Origin of the sequence: Kitasatospora sp. NPDC047058, from assembly GCF_040643935.1 — a bacterium.
Taxonomy (GTDB): Bacteria; Actinomycetota; Actinomycetes; order Streptomycetales; family Streptomycetaceae; genus Kitasatospora.
Window position 1 is genome coordinate 1 of sequence record NZ_JBEYVJ010000680.1, and the last position, 2,607, is coordinate 2,607.

Sequence of the window (2,607 nt, forward strand, 5' to 3'; positions counted from 1 at the left end):
GCCCCCGGCCACTGGCCGGGGGCTTCTCGCTGGTGCGCTCAGCAGGATTCGAACCTGCAACCTCTTGATCCGTAGTCAAGTGCTCTATCCGTTGAGCTATGAGCGCAAGTGCCGGACGGATCCGGTCTTGCGGGGTTGTGGTGCGCTCAGCAGGATTCGAACCTGCAACCTCTTGATCCGTAGTCAAGTGCTCTATCCGTTGAGCTATGAGCGCTCGCCCTGGTGAACGTTCCACCGGGGCGGTGCGGGGACAACATTACATGACCTGCGACGCGGGGCGAAATCGATTGATCCGGCCCCCTCCCGGGCACCCGGGAGGACCTGCGGGGCTCCCGGCCCGGACATGCGAGAAGCCCCGCCGACGTGATCGTCGACGGGGCTCCCGGCTGGCGGAGGCTGAGGGATTTGAACCCTCGATGGGCTTTAAGACCCAAACCGCATTAGCAGTGCGGCGCCATAGACCGGACTAGGCGAAGCCTCCCCACATGGATCGCATCCGCAGGGCGGACCCGTTCCGTGTGCCTGTGATGATGCCACAACCCGTGGGCTCGGCACCAACCACCGACAACGTTACTAGGCGGGTCGTCCCCGCCGCAAAGAAGAATGAGATACTGCCGTCTCCGGAGGAGCTGCCCTGAGCCGAGGAGACCTGTCGACGTGAGCAGCAGGCCGATCCGAGGCGCTGCTCGCCTCGCCGCCATACTCGACGCCCTGCCCGATGCGCTGCTGCTGGTGAACAGCAACGGCACCGTTGTGGACGCCAACAGCGCAGCGGTCCAGGCCCTGCAGGCCCCCGGCACCTCGCTGGTCGGCATGGGCGTCCTGGGCCTGCTGCCCGAGTTCGACCCCAGCCGGATCCCCGGCTCGATGCGGCCGGCCACCCGCGACGGCGAGGCGCTCGACCGCCCCGTCCGGATGACCGCCCACCGCACCGACGGGACGACCTTCCCGGTCGAGGTCTCCGGCAACGACTTCGCCGACGACGGCGGCGAGGGCCGCGGCTACGCGCTCTCCCCGCTCGTCCCGTACGACCCGTACCGCGAGGGCTCCCGCTCGCCCTCCTCCAGCGACCTGCTCCTGCTGCTGGTGCGCGACCTCTCCAGCCGGCTCGGCGTCGAGGCGGAGCTGCGCCGTCAGCACAAGCAGACCGAGATGATCCTGCGCGCCGCCGCCGAGGGCGTGCTCGGCGTGGACCTCGAAGGCCGCTGCGTCCTGGTCAACCCGGCCGCCGCGCACATCCTGGAGTACCGGGCGAGCGAGCTGGGCGGGCGCGAGCTGCACCCGCTGATCCAGCACTCCCGGGCCGACGGCACCCCGCTGGCGCTGGAGGAGTCCGCGCTGCTGGACACCCTCACCTCGGGGCGCAAGCACCGGGTGCGCGGCACCGTGCTCTGGCGCAAGGACGGCCGCCCGGTCACCGTCGACCTCACCACCGCCCCGGTCCGGGACGGCGACCAGCTCGTCGGCGCGGTGATGACCTTCACCGACCGCAGCCGCGAACTGGCCCTGATCGCCCGCAACGAGCACCTCACCGCCGTCCTGGAGAGCGAGCTGGGCGGCGCGCTGACCGCTCTGCACCGGCGGATCGACGCGCTCGCCGCCGACCCGGCCGGCCAGCTCTGGCCGGAGGCCAACTGGACGCTGCGCCGGCTGGCCGACGAGTGCCGGCGGTTCGGCAAGCTGATCGACGGCGTGCTCGCCCACCAGCGGTCCGAGGCCGGCGAGTCGCCGTCCGGGCCGGGCGGCGCCGAGGGCAAGGGCGACGGCAAGGGCGAGGAGAAGGACGGCCGGAAGGCCGCCGAGCGCGTCCCGGTCGCGCTGGACAAGGTGGTCCGGGAGGCCGTCGAGCACGCGGGCGAGCTGGTCGGCGCCGGCCGGGTGCGGTTCTCCGTGCACGCCGCCGCCGTCGAGGTGATCGCCGACCGGCAGCGGCTCGCCCAGGCGCTGGCCCACCTGGTCGCCGACGTCAGCGGCGTCGCGCTCTCGCTGGACGCCGTGCCCGGTGACCCCTCCCCCGGCCTGGCCGTCCCCGGCACCCAGGCCCTGCCGCCGGGCGCCCCCGAGGTGCCGGTGGTGGTGCTCGCCGCCGCCCAGCGCGGCGAGGTCGCCCGGGTGGAGATCCGCGGCCCCGGCCGCGGTGGCAGCCCCGTCCACCTGCCGATCGCCCGCGCGGTGGTCGAGCGGCACGGCGGTGTGCTCCAGCCCCACGAGATGCCCGGCAAGCCCGGCACCACCTACGTCGTCGAGCTGCCGCTGGACCCGGCCGCGGCGAAGGCCGCCGCCGAGCGCGCGGCGGCCGAGGGGCGCTCCGACCGCCCCAAGGAGACCGACTCCGCCGTCCTGCCCGACCTGCCGGGCATCCCGCAGCTGCCCACCGCCCGACAGGGCGAGGACGAGGACGGGGTGGCGCCCGGCGGCACGGCCGGTCCGACCGGTGCGGCTCCCGAGCTGCGGGCCGGTGAGCCGGCCACCGCCGGGCAGCGGACGGGCGAGCGCGACGGTGCCGAGCCCGGCCCGGGCGAGCAGCCCGCCGCGGAGCCGGTGCCCGAGCTGCGGGCCGGTGAGCCGGCCACCGCCGGGCAGCGGACGGGCGAGCGCGACGGTGCC

At 74.1% G+C, this 2,607-nt stretch carries 1 protein-coding gene and 3 tRNA genes; 1 reads left to right on the forward strand and 3 read right to left on the reverse strand.

Annotated elements, in window-relative coordinates:
* Positions 1-30: 30 nt before the first annotated feature.
* The 3 genes from ABZ885_RS39230 to ABZ885_RS39240 all read right to left on the reverse strand — a co-directional run bounded on the left by ABZ885_RS39230 (position 31) and on the right by ABZ885_RS39240 (position 481).
* A tRNA-Arg gene (locus ABZ885_RS39230) sits at positions 31-106 on the reverse strand.
* 32 nt (positions 107-138) lie between these two features.
* Positions 139-214 (reverse strand) — tRNA-Arg (locus ABZ885_RS39235).
* 173 nt (positions 215-387) lie between these two features.
* Positions 388-481 (reverse strand) — tRNA-Ser (locus ABZ885_RS39240).
* Between the two features lie 176 nt (positions 482-657).
* On the opposite strand from ABZ885_RS39240, the gene ABZ885_RS39245 reads away from it, so the two are divergent.
* Positions 658-2,607 (forward strand): PAS domain-containing protein (locus ABZ885_RS39245; RefSeq protein ID WP_360199692.1); only part of this gene is annotated, 1,950 nt, incomplete at its 3' end.